This window comes from Lachnoclostridium sp. Marseille-P6806, assembly GCF_900625025.1.
Taxonomy (GTDB): domain Bacteria; phylum Bacillota; class Clostridia; order Lachnospirales; family Lachnospiraceae; genus CAG-791.
On record NZ_LR130575.1, the window covers coordinates 252,895 to 271,151 of the forward strand.

Sequence of the window (18,257 nt, forward strand, 5' to 3'; positions counted from 1 at the left end):
CTAAAATAACAAAAAGCTTCGTGAGAGGTCAGCAATTTGTGCCGAAGTCCAAATCGCTCGTTGCTCGCAGCCGCAAAATCGCCTGCGCGGACCTTTACAAAGCGTTTTCGGCGTGGAGGATTAATATGAGTGCAGAATTTGAGGGCGGCGAGGCAGCCTGCCGCGGCGCGGCGGGCAGGCTGGTGATTCCGCCGCAGTATGAGCTTGTCCGGCAGGAGTTTCTGGAGGATATTCAGACAGAGGCCTGTCTCCTGCGCCACAGGAAAACCGGCGCGCGCCTCATTTGTCTTCCGGCGGAAGATAAGAATAAGGTGTTCTTCATCGCGTTCCGCACCCCGCCGGAGGATTCCACCGGCGTTGCCCATATCATTGAACATACGGTGCTTTGCGGGTCCCGGGATTTTCCGGTGAAGGACCCTTTTGTTGAGCTGGCCAAGGGCTCGCTCAATACCTTTCTGAATGCGATGACCTATCCGGACCGGACGGTCTATCCGGTGGCGAGCTGCAACGATCAGGATTTCCGCAATCTGATGCACGTATATCTGGATGCGGTGTTCTATCCGCGCATCTACGCCGAGCGCCGCATCTTTGAGCAGGAGGGGTGGCATTACGAGGCAAAATCCCGTGAGAGCGGCATCACAATCAACGGGGTTGTCTATAATGAAATGAAAGGGGCCATGTCGGATGCCGACTCCGTTCTGGAGCGGGAGGTGATGCGCTCCCTGTTTCCCCATACGCCTTATGCGGTGGAATCGGGCGGAGATCCTGTGAGTATTCCGGAGCTCAGCTACGAGGCCTACCTCGCGTTTCACAGGCGCTATTATCATCCGTCCAACAGCTACATCTATCTCTACGGCGATATGGACATGGAGGAGCGTCTCCGCTATCTGGATGACGCGTACCTCAGCCGTTTCGACATGCAGAATGCGGCATCCGAGATCCCGCCCGAACCCTGCTTTGCCGAGCCGGCGGAGGTGTCCGGCTGCTATTCCATCATGGCGGACGAGGACGAGAGCGGTAAAACCTACCTTGCATTCAACGTCGCACTGCCGGCGGATCTGAATGCGGAGCGGAGCGCCGCGTTCCGGGTTCTCGACTACGTGCTCTGCGACGCGGAGGGAGGACCGCTGAAAAAGGCGCTGCTTCGAAAGGGAATCGGGACGGATGTCTCCTCGAGCTTTGACGCGGGGCTGCACCAGCCGCTGTGGTCGGTGGTCGTCCGGGGCGCGGAGCCCGGGCAGAAGCAGGCGTTTCTCGACACAATTACGGAGATGCTGCGGGATATTGTGTCCCGGGGCTTTGATCCGGATGCGCTGGCGGCGGGGATCAATTATCATGACTTCCGGTATCGGGAGGCTGATTTCGGCGCCTATCCCAAGGGGCTGGTGTTCGGACTGAATGCGCTGGAAACGTGGCTGTATGACGATGAAAAGCCGTGGGACGGCCTCAAGGACGGCGCGCTTTACGAGGCAATGAAGAGCCGCATCGGCGAGGGCTGCTTCGAGGCGCTGGTAAAGGACTTTATTCTGGACAATACGCACAGGAGCTTTGTGATGCTCCGTCCGAAAAAGGGCCTGACGGAGGAGCGGGATGCGGCGCTTGCGGAGCGCCTGAACCGCTTTGCCGGCTCCCTGTCGGACGAGGAATTCGAGGAGATCGTGCGTCGCACGGAGCGCCTCCGCGTATGGCAGGATACGCCCGATGCGGAGGAGGATATGCGCCGGATCCCGATGCTGTCCCGCGAGGATCTGGGGAGGGAGCCCCTGCCCTATCGGAACGAGTTTCGGGAGCTGGGCGGAGGAGCCGGCAGGCTTCTTGCTCATCCCGTCGCCTCGGGAGGAATCTGCTACGTCTCGCTTCTCTTTGATATCCGGCAGCTCCCGCAGCACTTCTATCCGGTGCTTCCGGTGCTGCGGACGGTGTTCGGGGCGCTGGGAACGGAGCATTACGACTATGCGGCGCTGAACAATCAGATCAACATCGCGACCGGCGGCATCAGCGCCGGACTGAAGGTATATCCTCTTCCGGAGAACGGAGAATACCGCTTTGTGTTCTCTGTTTCCATGAAAGCGCTGCGGACGGAGCTTTCCCGTGCGTTTGCGCTGCTGGAGGAAATTCTTACCGGAACAGACTGGCATGACAGGGATCAGATCCGGGACATCATTGCGGAGGAATATTCCAGCGCCCGTATGGAGCTCCCGGCGGCCGGACATTCCACGGCCGCAAACCGGGCGGCCTCCTATTTCAGCGAGGCGGCAAAGGTACAGGACGATCTGAACGGCATCGGCGGTTATCGTCAGCTGAAAGCGTTTCATGAGAGCTTCTCCGAAACGGGGGAGGAGCTGATGGATACTCTGGCGGAGGGAGCCGGCTGGATTTTTGCACGCGAGCGTTGCATGGTGGCGGATGTGACGGCGGATGAGGCGGCGCTCGGCGAGCTGGAGCAGAGGATCGCTGCGCTTCTTATGAAGCTCCCCGACCGGAGCGCTCTGCCGGCCGGAGCGGACGGGCTTGCGGAATACCGCCCGTACCATCTGACGGTCCGAAGCTGCAATGAGGGCTTCGAGACGGCCGGGCAGGTACAGTATGTCTGCCGCGCGGGGAACTTTCTGCGCCGGGGACTTCCCTATACCGGCGCGCTCAAGGTTCTGCGCGTGATCATGGGCTATGACTATCTCTGGAGCCGCATCCGCGTGAGGGGAGGGGCCTACGGCTGCATGTCCAGTTTTGGCAGGGACGGGACCTCCTGCTTTGTATCGTACAGGGATCCGCATCTCATGGAAACGGTCCACGTCTATGAGGAGGCGGCCGATTACCTGAGGAGCTTTGATACGGACGAGCGCACGATGACGCAGTATATCATCGGAACGATCAGCGGCATGGATGCGCCGCTCACTCCGGCGGCGCTCGGCCGCTACTCGCTGACGGGATATCTTTCCGGGATCCGTTCCGAGGATCTGGAGCGGGAGAGACGGGAGGTTCTTTCGTGCACGCCGGAGGATATCCGTGCTCTGGCGGCGTATGTGGAGGCATTCATGGCCGACGGGAGCTTCTGCGTCGTCGGGACGCAGGAGCAGATCGCCGGGAACCGGCCGCTGTTTGACCGGGTGGAGAAGCTGCTGTGACAACAGCGGAAGGGAGGAAAGGATATGAGGGCAACAGGGAAGATGCGTGGGCTGACGGGAGCTGTGCTTTTTGCACTTTCTCTCAGTCTGACGGCCTGCGGGTCGTCAGGCAGCGATTACAGCGGAAATTCATACGCTGCCGCAACCCCCGCCGCAGAGGCGGCGTATGATTACGACTATGCGTATGACGCCGAGGAAAATGGTGCCGGTCTGGACGGCTCCTCCATGCGGACGGGCAGCCAGGAGGACAAGAGCGCGGAGCTTCAGGACGAGAGCGGCGGGGCCGTGGAGCGCAAGCTCGTCAAGACCGTAGATATCCGGTGCGAGACGGACAATCTGGACGCCTTTGAGGAGGCGATCATCGCGCAGATGGAAGAGGCCGGCGGCTATATCGAGAGCTCGAACCGGGGCGGGAGCTCCTCCATGGGTGACTACTCCTATGGGAGAACCGGCGGGCGCTGGGGAAATTACACATTCCGCGTTCCCGCATCGAAGCTGGACGGCTTTGTGGATACGGTGACCGGCTCGTCGAACGTGCTCTCCCAGAGCTCGAACGTCGATGATATCACGATGCGCTACATCGACACGGAGAGCCGGATCAAGGCGCTCCGCATCGAGCAGTCGCAGCTCCTCTCCATGCTTGAGCAGGCGGAGTCGGTCGAGGATATGATCACCATTCAGTCCCGCCTTTCGGATGTGAACGCGTCGCTTCAGGAGTATGAGTCCTCGCGGAAATATATGAACAATCAGGTGAGCTATGCCACGGTCAATGTGGATGTTGAGGAGGTTGTGGCCTATACGCCGGTGGTGGAAAAGGATGCGTTCACCCGTATGCGCGAGGGCTTTATCCAGAGCTGCAAGGATGTGACATATCAGGTCCGGGAGTTCGTGATCTGGATCGTCATCAATCTGCCGCGCATCGTGCTGTGGCTGGTCATTCTCTTCCTGATTATCCTGATTTTCCGTTTTGTTGTTATCCGCGGGAACAAAAAGCGTCTGGCCCGTGCGAAAAAGGAGAAAAAAGCGTCGTCCGGAGCCTATTACAGCGGACAGGCGTCAGGGCAGTACGGTCTTTCTCCGAGCTCCGGCGCAGGAACGGACGGCGAGCAGAAAGCGCAGGAAGCACAGGCGGCAGCGGCTTCGGATCAGGCCGCGCCGGGCAGGGACGGAAATCCGGAGACGAAAGAAAAAGAGAACGGAGTCTGACCACTGCGGGAGCTGTCCCGCAGCGGAACAGACGGCATGGAGGAAGTGATGGCAAAGGCAGGGTTTGTGACTATTATCGGAAAGCCGAACGTCGGGAAATCGACGCTGATGAATACGCTGATCGGACAGAAGCTCGCGATCACTTCCTACAAGCCGCAGACGACGAGACGCCGGATGCGGACGGTATTCACGGAGGAGAGAGGGCAGATTGTGTTCCTCGACACGCCGGGGATGAATGCGGATAAAACCGGAAGCGCGGCGGGAACGGGATATACCGGATACTTCAACACACAGCTCGGAAGCTATATGGAGGAGGCCGCGGAGGGAACGCTCCGGGATGCAGACGTCATTCTGATGCTGACGGAGCCGAAGCCGAGGACTGCCGCCGAGGAGCGCGCGATTCTCGGACTCCTCCCGGACGCGGGGCAGGTTCCGGTATTTCTCATTATCAACAAGATCGATTCGGTCTCGAATGAGACGCTGGGGAAAGTGATCGCGGCCTATTCCGAAATCTATCCCTTTCGTGAGATCATTCCGGTCAGCGCCCGCACGGGTAAGGGGACGGATGATCTGATTTCGACGCTTTTTGACTATCTGCCGGAGGGTGAGCCTCTGTATGACGGGGATACGGTCACGGACGTCCGGGAACGGGATATCATCGCGGATATCATCCGGGAAAAGGCTCTGCGTCTTCTGCAGGATGAGGTTCCCCACGGGATCGCCGTGTCTGTCGACAGCATGAAATACCGGGAGGGCAGGGCCGGGACGATCTGCGATATCAATGCGTCGATTGTGACGGAGAAAGAGACGCACAAGGCGATCATCATCGGAAAGGGCGGCGAGATGCTCAAGAAAATCGGCACGGCGGCCCGGATCGACGCAGAGCAGCTGATCGGCAGCAAGGTGAATATGAAGCTGTGGGTGAAGATCCGCAGAGACTGGCGCGATAATGAGCAGCAGCTCAAAGCGTTCGGATATGACAGCAGGGAGCTACATGAACACTGAAGGAAGCGGAGCGGGTTCGCTCCTTACGGTCACCGGCATGGTGCTGCAGGCCGCGCCCGCCGGGGAGTATGACCGGCGGGTTGTGCTTCTTACAAGGGAAAACGGCAGGATCGCGTGCTTCGCGAGATCGGCGAGAAGACAGGGGAGTCCGCTTATGGCGGCGTGCTCCCCTTTTGTGTTCGGCTCTTTCCGGCTGGCGGCTGCCCGGACGAGCTATGTCATCACGGAGGCGTCCGTCAAGAACTACTTTGAGCGTCTGCGCAGCGATATTGTGACCGCCTATTACGGCATGTACTTTCTGGAGGCGGCGGAATACGTGACTCGTGAGAACAACGACGAGTCGCAGATTCTGCTGCTTCTGTACCGGAGCTGTCAGGCGCTGGGAAGCCCGAGCTTTTCAAACCGGCTGGTGCGGGTGATCTTTGAGTTGAAGCTCGTGGTTCTGGAGGGAGAGTTCCCGGGGCTTTCCGAGGCGGAGCGCGCGCTTTGCAGCGAATCCATGCAGTATGCGGTTCATTATATCGCATCGTCCGGAATCGCGGAGCTTTACCGCTTTCAGGTCACGGAGGAGGTGCTCTGCGAGCTGGAACGCTTTTCCGCCTCTGTGTGCAGACGTTTTTTTGAGCGTGAGTTCCAGAGCCTTGCCATTCTGAAAACCATGGAGGAGGGTGCGGACCGGGGAGGGACGGACGGCTGATGCCGGAGCGGGATGCTGTACCGGCGCAAGCCGCCGTTGCGCGGCCTCCTGTTTTCACTTATAATATGAGGCCGAGAGCTTTTTTTCAGAATGCCCGATGCAAAGGTTGAGAATCATGGGGAAGCAGAAAGACGAGTTTTACGATGATGAGCTTTTTTGGGATGAGGAGCCGGCAGAGCCCCTCCGGAGCTCCGCAAGGACGGGGAGGAGGCGCCGCGGCAGACAGGAGGGGCGCTCCCGCTTCGGCGGACGGACGGCGGGAGGCGCCGGATGGAGACGATTTTTCATCCCCGCGGCGGCTCTTATTCTGCTGGTAATTCTCGGTTTTCTTGCAAGGAGTCTCCGCGTGCAGAGCGGCGCAGCGGGGGGAGGAGACAGCGCCGGGACAGGCATGGGCGACGTGCTGTTCTTTCATGGCGACGGGTCGCTCACGGCCCGGACGAGAGAAAGCTTCGCGGAGGACTATTACAGCGAGGCGGAGCTCCGCGAGATGATACAGCGCAGCACCGGGGAGTATAACGGCGCGGCGTCCGGGACCGGAGAGGAAGCGGTGAGAGCCGGCGAGCTCACGGTAGAGGACGGTGAGGCGGAGCTCGTGATGGAATATGCCTCGGCGGCCGATTACGCGGCCTTTAACGATGTGGAGCTGTACTGCGGAACGGTGAGGGAGGCCAGCGCGGCCGGCTATGATCTGACGCCGCTCCTTTCGAGCCCGTCGCTCCGGGACGGAAAGAAGCTCCTCACCAGCGAGGAGCTCGATGCGCTTTCCGAGCACACAATCATTATTCTGACGCAGAGTACGGTTCTGCACACGCCGTCGGCGATGCTCTACTGCACCGGAAATCTCGTTCCGGACGGGAAAAAGAGCGCGGCGACGACCGATACGGTATCCGCATCAAACCCGGCAATGCTGATTCTGAAATGAATGATATCCCGGAAATAGGGGTTTCAGTATAGAAACGGAAACATCGGCAAGGAGGCTAATATGGCAAAATCAATGGAAAAAATCGTCAATCTGTGCAACGGCCGCGGCTTTATCTATCCGGGCTCCCAGATTTACGGCGGTCTTTCCAACACATGGGACTACGGCCCTCTCGGCGTGGAGCTGAAAAACAACGTGAAGAAAGCGTGGTGGCAGAAGTTCGTGCAGGAATCCCCGCAGAACGTCGGCGTGGACTGCGCGATTCTCATGAATCCGAAGACGTGGCTCGCCTCCGGGCATCTGGCCGGTTTTTCCGATCCGCTGATGGACTGCAAGGGCTGCGGCGAGCGCTTCCGCGCCGATAATCTGATCGAGGATTACGCCAGGGAGCATGAGCTTACGCTGGACGGAAGCGTCGACGGCTGGACGGCGGACGATATGATGAGCTTCATCAACAAGTTTTCCGTGCCCTGTCCGTCCTGCGGCAAATTCCACTGGACGGACATTCGTCAGTTCAATCTGATGTTCAAGACGTTTCAGGGCGTCACCGAGGACAGCACGAACGAGATCTATCTGCGGCCCGAGACGGCGCAGGGAATTTTCGTGAACTTCAAGAATGTGCAGAGAACCTCACGCAAGAAGCTGCCGTTCGGCATCTGCCAGATCGGCAAATCGTTCCGGAATGAGATCACACCCGGGAATTTCACGTTCCGCACGCGCGAATTCGAGCAGATGGAGATGGAGTTCTTCTGCAAGCCCGGCACGGATCTGGAGTGGTTCCGCTACTGGAAGGATTTCTGCATCCGCTTCCTGAATACGCTGGGACTGCCCGAGGAGCATCTGCGCTACCGGGATCACGATCCGGAGGAGCTGGCGTTCTATTCCAAGGCGACAACCGATATCGAGTACGCGTTCCCGTTCACTGAGTGGGGCGAGCTCTGGGGAATTGCGGATCGGACGGATTACGATCTTTCACAGCATCAGAATATTTCCGGCGAGGATCTGAGCTATTTCGACGAGGAGGCGGCGGAGCGCTATATTCCGTACGTCATCGAACCCTCGCTCGGCTGCGACCGTGTCGTGCTGGCGTTCCTCTGCGAGGCCTATGACGAGGAGACGCTCGAAAACGGCGATGTGCGCACGGTCATGCACTTCCATCCGGCTCTCGCTCCGGTGAAGATTGCGGTTCTTCCGCTCTCGAAGAAGCTCGGGGAGGGCGCGGAGAAGATTTATGCGCAACTTTCCAAATACTACAACTGCGAATTTGACGACCGCGGCGCGATCGGCAAGCGTTACCGCCGGGAGGACGAGATCGGAACTCCGTACTGCATCTGCTACGACTTTGAATCGGAGAACGACGGCTGCGTCACGATCCGCGATCGCGACACCATGCAGCAGGAGCGCGTGGCCATTGCGGAGCTGAAGTCGTGGTTCGCGGGCAGATTTTCGTTTTGATCTTTTCGTGAATGACTTTTCGTGAATCACGGATAACAGGAGATTCTTTGAGTATGCAAAACTATGGCGTCAATGAACTGCGCGAAATGTTTCTCTCCTTTTTCGAGGAGAAAGGCTGCCTGCGCATGAACAGCTTTTCGCTGGTTCCGCACAATGACAACAGCCTGCTGATCATCAATTCCGGTATGGCCCCCTTAAAGCCTTATTTCACGGGGCAGGAGATCCCTCCGCGCCGCCGCGTTACGACCTGTCAGAAGTGCATCCGTACCGGCGACCTTGAAAATGTCGGCAAGACGGCGCGCCACGGCACCTTTTTCGAGATGCTGGGGAACTTTTCGTTCGGCGATTACTTCAAAAAGGAAGCGATCCCGTGGGCGTGGGAGTTTCTGACGGAGCGCGTGGGACTGGATCCGGAGCGCCTGTATCCGTCGGTCTACGAGAGGGATGACGAGGCCTACCGGATCTGGCGCGACGACATACACATTCCGGAGGAGCGCATCTACAAATTCGGCAAGGCGGATAATTTCTGGGAGCACGGCTCGGGCCCCTGCGGCCCCTGCTCTGAGATCTATTATGACCGCGGCGCGAAGTACGGCGATGGGCCGGAGGACGTCATGGGCGGCGAGGGCGACCGCTTCATGGAGGTCTGGAATATCGTCTTTACGCAGTTCAATAACGACGGGAACGAGAATTATACGGATCTGAGCCAGAAGAACATCGACACCGGCATGGGGCTCGAGCGCCTCGCCGTGGCGGTGCAGGACGTCGGCTCGATCTTTGATGTGGACACCGTCAAGGCGCTCCGCGATCATGTGTGCCGTCTGGCGGGCGGCGTGCAGTACGAGGCGGGCGGAGAGACCGGGGAGACGGACGTCTCCATCCGCATTGTGGTCGATCATATCCGTTCGGCGACGTTCATGATTTCCGACGGCATCATGCCCTCCAACGAAGGGCGAGGCTATGTGCTGCGCCGCATCATCCGCCGCGCGGTGCGCCATGGGCGGAAGCTCGGCATCGGCGGCTCTTTCCTGCCCGAGCTGGCCTGCACGGTCATCGCCGGCTCCCGGGACGGCTACCCGGAGCTGGAGGAGAAGAAAGACTTTATCCTGAACGTGATCCGTCAGGAGGAGGAAAAATTCGAGAAGACCTTTGAGCAGGGGCTTGCTATCCTCGGCGAGATGGAGGCGGCGCTCGCGCAGAGCGGGGCAAAGCTCCTTTCCGGAGAGGATGCGTTCCGTCTGTATGACACCTACGGCTTCCCGGTGGATTCGACAAAGGAAATTCTGGAGGAGCACGGCTTTACGGTCGATGAGGATGGCTTCCGCAGGGCCATGCAGGTTCAGAAAGAGACGGCCCGGAAAGCCCGCCGGGTTTCCAATTATATGGGAGCGGACGCGACGGTCTATGAGGAGCTGGATCCGGCGCTTCATTCGGAATTCATCGGCTATGATCGTACCTCCGCCGAGTCGGAGATCATCGCCATGGCGGCGCTGTGCCCGGAGGATTCCGATGAGGAGAATGCGCTGACGAAAGCGCTCTCCGACGGACAGACCGGCGCGGTGATCACGGCCGAAACCCCGTTCTATGCGACCATGGGCGGACAGATCGGAGACCGGGGTGTGATCGAGACGGCAGGCGGCCTCTTTGAGGTGCGGGAGACGCTCCATGTCGCGGGCTCCAAGATCGCCCACATCGGGCGCGTCGTCCGCGGGATGCTGCGCGAGGGCGACCGCGTCCTACTCCGCGTGGATGAGGAGTCGCGCATGGCGACCTGCCGCAATCACTCGGCGACGCATCTTCTTCAGAAAGCGCTCCGCGAGGTGCTGGGAACCCATGTCGAGCAGGCGGGCTCCTATCAGGACGCCGACCGCACACGTTTTGATTTTTCCCATTTCCGGCCGATGACGGGCGACGAGCTCCGGCGCGTGGAGGAGATGGTGAATGAGGAGATCGGCAAGGGCCTCGCCGTCCGCACGGAGGTCATGAGCCTCGACAAAGCGAAAAAGTCGGGAGCCATGGCGCTCTTCGGAGAAAAGTACGGCGACGAGGTGCGCGTGGTGCGTATGGGTGGGTTCTCCACCGAGCTATGCGGCGGAACGCATGTGAGCAACACCAGTCAGATCGGCCAGTTCAAGATTCTTTCGGAAAACGGCGTGGCGGCCGGCGTGCGCCGCATCGAGGCCATCACGGGGGACAATGTCCGCCGCTATTACGAGGCGATGGAGGAAAAGCTCCTTGCGGCGGCGGAGCTCGTGAAAGCGACGCCGGACACGCTGGCGGATCATATCCGGAAGCTTCAGGAGGAGCTGCGGGCGGCCCGGGCGGAGAATGAGTCGTTAAAGAGCCGGCAGGCGAAAGAGCAGCTCGGCGGGGTTATGGATCAGGTGCAGGAGATCGGCGGCGTGCGGCTTCTCTCGGCAGCGCTGCAGGAGGTCGACATGAACGGCCTGCGGGAGATGGGCGATCAGCTCCGGGCGAAGCTCGAGGCGGAGGCCGGGCAAAGCGGCGCGGTTGTGGTGCTTGTTTCCTCAAAGGAAGGAAAGGTCTCCCTGATGGCGATGGCGGACGACGCGGCGGTGGCGCGCGGCGCGCACGCAGGCAATCTTGTGAAAGAACTCGCCGGGCTTGTCGGCGGAGGCGGCGGCGGCCGGCCGGGCATGGCGCAGGCCGGCGGAAAGAACCCCGCGGGGATTCCCGAGACGGTCCGGAGGGCGGCGCAGGCTCTGGAATCGCAGATCCATGGAAATGGTTCTTGACGCAAAGCCGGAAAGCCGCTATAATTTCACTTGTGTGCAGATGAATTGTACATAGAAACCCAGTCAGTCATGATCTGAAGGGACTGAAGGGAGGGTAGAAGAGATGTCTAGCGTAATTGTCAAGGATAATGAGACTCTGGACAGCGCGCTCCGCCGCTTCAAGAGAAGCTGTGCGAAAGCCGGGATCCAGCAGGAAATCCGCAAAAGAGAACATTACGAAAAGCCGAGCGTAAGACGCAAGAAGAAGTCCGAGGCTGCGAGAAAGCGCAAGTATAACTGATCCCCGCCGCGGCGAACAAGCTTTTTGTAACAGATGGAAGTCAGCCCTTGGTTTTATAAATCAAGGGCTTTTCTTTATGTACCGGGAGGGAACGGAATGGAGAGAGTTCTGCCGGCTTTGATATGCCTTGCGCTTCTTGTGACGGCGGCTTTTGTCTTTTTGCTGCGCGGAAGCCGGCGCTTTCTTCTCCGTGAGTACAGAATACGGTCGCCGAAGCTGAAAGGGGAACACTGTTTTGTGTTTCTCAGCGATCTGCACAGCCGCGTCTACGGTGACGGCAACCGAGAGGTCGTCTCGGCGATCCGGGAAATTCATCCGGATGCGGTGCTCGTCGGAGGGGATATGATCGTGGGCGCGTTCGGCGACTGCTCCCGCTCGGACTGGTATGCCGCGGCGGCGAAGCTGCTTCGGGACATCGCTGCGGAATTTCCGGTGTTCTGCGCGAACGGAAATCATGAGCTGCGGCTTGAGACACCGCGCCCCGGCGACCGCTTCGACGGCGGCTGCTATAAAATTTATGAACGTTGTCTGGCAGAGGCCGGCATCCGTATTTCGAGGAACGAGCGCAGGCCCCTGTCCGATCTGACCGGGAACCCGGCCGATCAGGAGCTTGCACTGTACAGCTTTGAGCCGGATATTGAGAAATACCGCAAGTTCCGGCGCCATACGATACCCTCGTCCTATGTGCAGGAGAGGATCGCAGCGCATCCGGAGGACGGGTTCCGGCTGGTTCTGTCGCATCATCCGAAGCATTTTGACGCCGTGGCGTGCTGGGGTGCGGATCTGGTGCTCTCCGGACACATTCACGGAGGAATCCTCCGGCTCCCGCGGATCGGCGGTGTGATCTCACCCGATCCGGAGCTCTTCCCCCGGTATTCCGGCGGGCTCTATGCGCTGCGGGGAGAACAGATTTCTGCCCGGGCCGCCGCCCCGGAGGAGGAATGCCGCCCGGCGGGCGCACGGATTTTCCCGGAGCATGGCGCGCGGTTTCCGAGAGACGGAGCGCCCGAGGTCATACCTGTGCGGAACGGCGGGGAGCTCCTTCTTTCGGAGGATGGGTTCCGTTCCGCGATGGTTTTAAGCCGCGGGCTCGGAATGCACACCATTCCCGTCCGGGTATGCAATACGGCGGAAATTTCGGTGATACGTCTTCTGCCGGAGTAAGCAGAGCATATGCGGGACGCGGAGCGCCCCGCACTGAGGAAAGGGAATATGGCGATTCCTGTAAAGCTCGAGCAATTCGAGGGTCCGCTGGATCTTCTTCTGCATCTGATCGACATCAATAAAATTGATATCTACGATATTCCGATCGTCCTGATTACGGATCAGTATTTGGCTTATGTGTCCGGGATGGAAGAGACGGACATGAATATCACGAGTGAATTCATGGTCATGGCGGCGACGCTCCTCGACATCAAGTGCCGGATGCTTCTTCCGAAAGAAAAGGACGAGGAGGGGAACGAGCTGGATCCGCGGGATGAGCTCGTCGAAAAGCTCCTTGAATATAAGCTCTGCAAGGCGATATCCTGCGCCCTGCGCGAGCGGGAGGAGGGCGCCTCGTTTCAGTATTACCGGAAGCGCAGTCTCCCGAAAGAGGTGCAGGAATATGTCCCGCCGATCGACTATGAGCGGCTGATCGGGGAGCACACGCTGCTCGGCCTGCAGCGTTTGTTCGACGAGGCGCTGCACCGCGCAAGCGACAGGGTGGATCCGGTGCGTTCCACATTCGGCACCATTGAAAAGGAAGAGATCAACATGGGGGAGAAAGTTCTGTATATCAAGAATTTTCTCTACGAGCATCGGAGCACGGATTTCCGCTCTCTGCTGGAACAGGGGCGGTCAAAGGAGGAGATCATTGTCGCCTTTCTTGTGGTCCTCGAGATGATGAAGACCGGCGTCATTGTGATCTCGCAGGAGGGGACGTTCGGCCCGATCATGATCCGCGTTCCGGATGCGGAGGCTCTGCGGGCGCTGAATATCGGGGAGTTCACGGGCGAGGCGAATTTTACGGAGCCGGAGTCAGATACCCCGCGGTAAGCCGCGGAGTAAAGGCAGGAGAGAGACGGAGGTGTTCGGAATGGATTTACATACGGCGATGGCGGCGGCGGAGGCGATCCTGTTTGCCATGGGGGATTCGGTGGAGCGGTCAGCGCTTGCCAGAGCGCTGGAGATTTCGGGAGAGGATCTCTCGCGGGTGCTTGCCGGGCTGTCCGACAAGTATGACAGGCCGGATTCGGGGCTTCGCCTCGTGGAGCTGGAGGAATCGGTCCAGCTTGCGACCCGCACGGAGCTGTATGATTATCTGATCCGCATCGCGCAGGCGCCGTCGCGCCCGAAGCTCACGGATACGATGCTCGAGACGCTCTCCATCATCGCCTACAAGCAGCCGGTCACCAAGACGGAGATCGAAGCCATCCGGGGTGTCAACTCGGATTTTGCCGTGGACAAGCTGCTCTCCTATGATCTCATTCAGGAGCTCGGACGAAAAGACGCGCCGGGGCGGCCGATTCTCTTCGGAACTACCGAGCAGTTTTTGCGGTCTTTCGGCGTGAAGTCCGTGGAGGAGCTCCCGGCTCCGAAAAAGGAACAGATCGAGGAGCTCAAGGAGGAGGCGGAGCAGGAAATCGATGCAAAGCTGTCGGGACCTGTCGGTGTCTGATGCGGGGAGAAAGCGCGTCGGACGGCGGAGAAAACGCCGGGGAAACGTCCTGCCCCAAAATCCGGAAAACGTGATAAATACAGCGTTTTGCGGTGTTCAGGAACGGTTAAAATTTTGTCGCTTTTACTATTCCTTTTGACATTTCTATGCTATACTCTCAAATAGCGCGATTACGGGAACTCAACTCGGATTCCGTTTATCCATTTATTACATTTCAGAGATGGAGGTCTAAAATATGAGCAGTTCTTCCAAAGCGGGCATAAGAATCACTTCTTTGCTCGATGAAAACAGTTTCGTTGAAATCGGCGCGCGCGTTACGGCCCGTACGACGGATTTCAATCAGAAACCGGAGCAGGCGCCCTCCGACGGCGTGATTACGGGCTACGGCGTGATCGACGGGAGCCTCGTCTACGTCTACGGTCAGGATGCCTCCGTTCTCGGCGGCTCCGTCGGCGAGATGCATGCAAAGAAGATTGCGAATCTGTATGATCTGGCGATGCGCACCGGAGCTCCGGTCATCGGCCTGATCGATTCCGCGGGGATCCGTCTCCAGGAATCCACGGATGCGCTGAATGCCATCGGAAGTATTTATGCAAAGCAGGCGGCGGCCTCGGGCGTGATTCCTCAGATCACCGCGGTGTTCGGAAGCTGCGGCGGCGGCCTGTCCCTGTTCCCGGCCCTGACGGATTTCAGCTTCATGGCGGACGATGCGAAGCTGTTCGTCAACGCGCCGAATACGCTTGCGGGGAACGTGGAGTCAAAGAATGACACGGCGAGCGCGAAAGCCAAGGCGGCGTGCGGCAGCGTCGATGTCACCGGCACCGAGGAGGAAGTGATCGCGGCCATCCGCGAGCTGGTTTCTTTCCTGCCCTCGAACAACGATGAGATTGCCTTTAACGACTGTGAGGATGATCTGAACCGCGCCAGCGAGAATGTCGCGGCGGGCAGAAAGGACCCCTCGGTCGCTGTTGCGGACGTCGCGGACGACGGCGTGTTCTTCGAGGTGAAGAAAGCGTTCGCCCCCGAGATGGCGATCGGCTTTATCCGCCTGAACGGAACGACGGTCGGCGTGGTGGCGAACCGCAGCGCGTCCTTTGATGAGAACGGGAAAGAGGCGGAGACCTACGAGGCGGTGCTTACGCCCGGCGGCTGCTACAAGGCGGAGCGCTTCGTGAGCTTCTGCGACGCGTTCAATATTCCGGTTGTTTCCTTTACAAATGTGCAGGGCTTCAAGGCCTGCGAGAGAGCGGAGACGAAGATAGCCGACGCGGCGGCGAAGCTGGCGTTTGCTTTCGCCGATGCCGATGTCGCCAAGGTTAACGTGATTCTGGGAAGCGCGGTGGGAAGCGCCGTCAACGTCATGAACTCCAAGGCTCTGGGTGCGGACCTCACGATTGCGCTTCCGGATGCAAAAATCGGTATCATGGACGCGAAGCTCGCGGCGCAGATCATCGCGGACGGAAAGAGCGCGGAGGAGATCGCGGAGACCGCGAAGAAATTCGATGCGCTGCAGAACAGCATCGAGAGCGCGGCGGCCCGCGGCTATGTGGACGAGATCGTCGAGCCGGCTGATCTCCGCAAATATCTGATCGGCGCGATCGAAATGCTGTATACGAAGCAGACCGTGGTCGAGAAGAAGCACGGCACGGTATGACCGGTCCGCAATCAAATACATTAAGGAGACACAGTTATATGAAAAAACGGTTTTCTATTCTGACGGCTGTTATCGCCTGTGTCCTGAGCTTTATGGTGCTTTCTGCGAACGTCCGGGCAGCCGGAATGTACGATGCTCTGACAGAGGAGCAGGCGGTTCAGTACGGGCAGCAGCTCGTCCAGCAGATTGCAGAGCTTGAGAAATCAGGGCAGACCGCACAGTACGAGGACGGCGGCGTCTTTTCCGGAGCCTTTGATTCATGGGAGACGGCGATGGAGACGCTGAAATCGTATCAGGGGCTTTCGGATGCGGCAAGCGCGACGATCAGCGCCGACAGTCTGGTTATCAATATCGGGATTCTCGGGGAAAACAACCGCACGGCCACCGTTACGATTTCGGCGGATGAGAGCGGGCAGTATACCTCGATTTCCGTATCTGCGGACGAGACGTTCAGCGAGAAGATGGAGCATGCGGCGCTGAATACGGTGCTCGGCATGGGCATGGCGTTCTTTGTCCTTATCCTGATCGCTCTGGTCATCAAGTTTGCATTCCCTCCGATTGCAGCTTTCGGAAAGCGTGCAGAGGAGAAGAAAAATGCGCCGGCCGCAAAGGCGGCGGCTCCTGCGGCATCGGCATCCGGTGCGACAGCGGTCACGGCGGCTCCGGCCGAAGAGCTCACGGACGACGGGGAGCTCGTCGCCGTCATCGCAGCGGCGATTGCTGCTGACAGCAGGACCGGAACGGACGGCTTTGTGGTGCGTTCGATCCGCCGCGCAGGCAGAAGAGCATAAGACAATTATTTCAGGCCAGCGCAGGACGCGGGGCCTGCGCCGCGGAGGCAGACAGGATCTGCCGGCGGCGGCCATCCCAAATACTCAGTGGAGGAATTAAAAATGAAAAACTATACCATCACCGTAAACGGCACCGCTTATGATGTAACTGTTGAAGAGAATGCAGCGGGAGCAGCTCCCGCAGTTCCGGTGAAGAGAGCGGCGGCTCCTGCGGCGCAGGCCCCCAAGGCGGCTCCTGCTCCTGCGGCAGCGGCCCCGGCGGCGGCAGGAGCACAGGGCGGCATCAAGATTGAAGCGGGTGCGGCAGGCAAGGTATTCAAGATCGAGGCGCCGGTCGGAACGGCTGTCAAAAAGGGCGATCCGGTCGTCATCGTCGAGGCGATGAAGATGGAGATCCCCATGGTCGCGCCGCAGGACGGCACGGTTGCGAGCATCGACTGCACGGTCGGCGATGCGGTGGAAGCGGGCACGGTTCTGGCGACCCTGAACTAAAAAGCGGCTCTGATATTACGAAGCGAAAACTTTTCTGGAGGTCTTGAATAAGTTATGGCATATATTGCGAATGTTCTTGAAAACTTATTGAAACAGACCGCGTTCAACAATCTGTACTGGGGCAATTACATCATGATTGCCGTGGCTCTGATCTTCCTGTATCTGGCGATTGCCAGAGACTTTGAGCCTCTTCTCCTCGTACCGATTGCATTCGGCATGCTTCTCGTGAATATTTACCCCGACATCATCATGTCGATCGAGGAGTCTCCGAACGGAACCGGCGGTCTGCTGTATTATTTCTACCTGCTGGATGAATGGGCGATTCTGCCGTCCCTGATCTTCATGGGCGTCGGCGCGATGACGGACTTCGGTCCGCTGATCGCGAACCCGATCTCGTTTCTCATGGGTGCGGCGGCGCAGTTCGGCATCTTTGTCGCTTACTTCGGAGCCATTGCTCTTGGCTTTAACGGAAAAGCGGCGGCGGCAATTTCCATCATCGGCGGTGCGGACGGCCCCACATCCATCTTCCTTGCTTCCAAGCTGGGGCAGACGGATCTGCTGGGACCGATCGCTGTGGCGGCATATTCCTATATGTCTCTGGTGCCGATCATTCAGCCCCCGATCATGAAGGCCTTTACCACCTCGAAAGAGAAGCGAATCAAGATGGGACAGCTTCGTCCGGTTTCCAAGCTGGAGAAGATCATGTTCCCGATCATCGTCACGATTGTGGTCTGCTTTATTCTTCCCACCACGGCGCCGCTCGTCGGTATGCTGATGCTGGGAAATCTGTTCCGCGAGTCCGGCGTCGTCCGTCAGCTTACGGACACGGCCTCCAATGCGCTGATGTACATTGTCGTCATTCTGCTGGGCACATCGGTCGGTGCGAAGACGAGCGCGGAGGCTTTCCTGAATATCGCGACCATCAAGATCGTTGTGCTCGGGCTGTCCGCCTTTGCATTCGGAACGTTCGCCGGTGTCATGCTGGGCAAGCTCCTGTGCGTCATCACCCGGGGGAAGATCAACCCGCTCATCGGCTCGGCCGGAGTCTCCGCCGTTCCCATGGCGGCCCGTGTGTCGCAGAAAGTGGCGGCGGAATATGATCCGACCAATTTCCTGCTGATGCATGCTATGGGCCCGAACGTCGCCGGCGTTATCGGCACGGCGGTCGTCGCCGGAACATTCATGGCGGTATACGGAATCTTCTGATCCCGGAAT

At 59.1% G+C, this 18,257-nt stretch carries 15 protein-coding genes; all 15 read left to right on the forward strand.

Annotated features, from left to right (window positions below; translation table 11 throughout):
- The first annotated feature begins 125 nt into the window (after positions 1 to 125).
- The 15 genes from E0E20_RS03445 to E0E20_RS03515 all read left to right on the forward strand — a co-directional run bounded on the left by E0E20_RS03445 (position 126) and on the right by E0E20_RS03515 (position 18,248).
- Positions 126 to 3,125 carry an insulinase family protein gene (locus tag E0E20_RS03445; RefSeq protein WP_165443963.1) on the forward strand — a complete coding sequence of 1,000 codons (3,000 nt, stop codon included), beginning with the start codon at positions 126 to 128 and terminating at the stop codon, positions 3,123 to 3,125.
- A gap of 24 nt (positions 3,126 to 3,149) precedes the next feature.
- Entirely contained in the window at positions 3,150 to 4,331 is a 1,182-nt protein-coding gene (locus E0E20_RS03450; RefSeq protein ID WP_130836723.1) for a DUF4349 domain-containing protein, read from the forward strand.
- A 48-nt stretch (positions 4,332 to 4,379) separates the two neighbouring features.
- Complete coding sequence (era, locus tag E0E20_RS03455; RefSeq protein WP_130836726.1) at positions 4,380 to 5,336, forward strand: GTPase Era; 957 nt, start codon at positions 4,380 to 4,382, stop codon at positions 5,334 to 5,336.
- Entirely contained in the window at positions 5,326 to 6,033 is a 708-nt protein-coding gene (gene recO / locus E0E20_RS03460) for a DNA repair protein RecO (RefSeq protein ID WP_130836728.1), read from the forward strand. The genes era and recO overlap by 11 nt, the downstream gene beginning before the upstream one ends.
- 115 nt (positions 6,034 to 6,148) lie before the next feature.
- Positions 6,149 to 6,958 carry a hypothetical protein gene (locus tag E0E20_RS03465; RefSeq protein ID WP_130836730.1) on the forward strand — a complete coding sequence of 270 codons (810 nt, stop codon included), beginning with the start codon at positions 6,149 to 6,151 and terminating at the stop codon, positions 6,956 to 6,958.
- A 60-nt stretch (positions 6,959 to 7,018) separates the two neighbouring features.
- Positions 7,019 to 8,410, forward strand: coding sequence for a glycine--tRNA ligase (locus E0E20_RS03470; RefSeq protein WP_130836732.1), 1,392 nt, complete (start codon positions 7,019 to 7,021; stop codon positions 8,408 to 8,410).
- Between the two features lie 53 nt (positions 8,411 to 8,463).
- The gene (gene alaS / locus E0E20_RS03475) at positions 8,464 to 11,166 is read left to right on the forward strand and encodes an alanine--tRNA ligase (RefSeq protein ID WP_130836734.1); all 2,703 of its coding nucleotides are present in this window, start codon (positions 8,464 to 8,466) and stop codon (positions 11,164 to 11,166) included.
- A gap of 103 nt (positions 11,167 to 11,269) precedes the next feature.
- Positions 11,270 to 11,446: a 30S ribosomal protein S21 gene (gene rpsU, locus E0E20_RS03480; RefSeq protein ID WP_130836736.1), complete on the forward strand. Its 177-nt coding sequence runs from the start codon at positions 11,270 to 11,272 to the stop codon at positions 11,444 to 11,446.
- Positions 11,447 to 11,542: 96 nt separating this feature from the next.
- Positions 11,543 to 12,610: a metallophosphoesterase gene (locus E0E20_RS03485; RefSeq protein ID WP_165443964.1), complete on the forward strand. Its 1,068-nt coding sequence runs from the start codon at positions 11,543 to 11,545 to the stop codon at positions 12,608 to 12,610.
- 48 nt (positions 12,611 to 12,658) lie between these two features.
- The gene (locus E0E20_RS03490; protein WP_130836740.1) at positions 12,659 to 13,483 is read left to right on the forward strand and encodes a segregation and condensation protein A; all 825 of its coding nucleotides are present in this window, start codon (positions 12,659 to 12,661) and stop codon (positions 13,481 to 13,483) included.
- Between the two features lie 40 nt (positions 13,484 to 13,523).
- Positions 13,524 to 14,105, forward strand: a complete 582-nt coding sequence (gene scpB, locus E0E20_RS03495; protein WP_130836742.1) for an SMC-Scp complex subunit ScpB — start codon at positions 13,524 to 13,526, stop codon at positions 14,103 to 14,105.
- Between the two features lie 235 nt (positions 14,106 to 14,340).
- The gene (locus tag E0E20_RS03500; RefSeq protein WP_130836744.1) at positions 14,341 to 15,759 is read left to right on the forward strand and encodes a carboxyl transferase domain-containing protein; all 1,419 of its coding nucleotides are present in this window, start codon (positions 14,341 to 14,343) and stop codon (positions 15,757 to 15,759) included.
- A gap of 38 nt (positions 15,760 to 15,797) precedes the next feature.
- Positions 15,798 to 16,550: an OadG family protein gene (locus E0E20_RS03505; RefSeq protein ID WP_165443965.1), complete on the forward strand. Its 753-nt coding sequence runs from the start codon at positions 15,798 to 15,800 to the stop codon at positions 16,548 to 16,550.
- Between the two features lie 102 nt (positions 16,551 to 16,652).
- Positions 16,653 to 17,042, forward strand: a complete 390-nt coding sequence (locus E0E20_RS03510) for an acetyl-CoA carboxylase biotin carboxyl carrier protein subunit (protein ID WP_130836748.1) — start codon at positions 16,653 to 16,655, stop codon at positions 17,040 to 17,042.
- A 54-nt stretch (positions 17,043 to 17,096) separates the two neighbouring features.
- A complete protein-coding gene (locus tag E0E20_RS03515) occupies positions 17,097 to 18,248 on the forward strand; it encodes a sodium ion-translocating decarboxylase subunit beta (protein ID WP_130836750.1) in 1,152 nt (383 codons plus the stop codon).
- Positions 18,249 to 18,257 lie beyond the last annotated feature (9 nt).